The organism is Pantoea sp. ANP04 (genome assembly GCF_041982285.1).
GTDB lineage: Bacteria > Pseudomonadota > Gammaproteobacteria > Enterobacterales > Enterobacteriaceae > Pantoea > Pantoea eucalypti.
The window spans coordinates 1-512 of sequence record NZ_JAUTYS010000201.1 but is presented as its reverse complement, the minus strand read 5'-3'; the positions used below and the strand labels follow the sequence as shown (position 1 = coordinate 512).

Sequence of the window (512 nt, the reverse complement as noted above, 5' to 3'; positions counted from 1 at the left end):
AACGTAGACTTTATGACTTCCTTGATAAGTTTAATTATAAAGAAGAGTTCAGAAAAGTTACTGAACACGTTTTCCAAAATGAAGTTTACTAGACTTGGTTCCGTCGCACACGTTCTCGAGGTAATGGTATTAAGTACGCACTACAAATCCTACCACAGAATATGTGTATGATGACTGGTTATTGGGAAAAAGGAATTCTATTCGATTTCGATATGAATTACTTTAATAATGCTGGTGTTGATATTGATGGCTTTGCTCCAGTATTCAAACAATATTATAATCGTGCTTTTAAAATAAAAGATTATAAACCTTCTGCTCAGCTACGCAATCGTAAAGGCGCATACGGTCAATGGATCCAAACTTCTCCAAGCGATGGTGCTTGGTGCTTTAAGTTTGATCCTTCTGACTTTAATGCAGTACCGTTTATTGCTCCGCTTCTTAAATCTGCTATTCGTAATGACGAATTACAGGAGTTACAGCGTAACAAAGATATTGCGGCTGCGTATGCTATT

The 512-nt window shown here is 36.7% G+C and carries 1 protein-coding gene; it reads left to right on the top strand.

Annotated elements, in window-relative coordinates; genetic code table 11:
* Positions 1-167: 167 nt before the first annotated feature.
* A partial coding sequence (locus Q7C21_RS23110; RefSeq protein WP_375151256.1) for a hypothetical protein occupies positions 168-512 on the top strand: 345 nt, incomplete at its 3' end.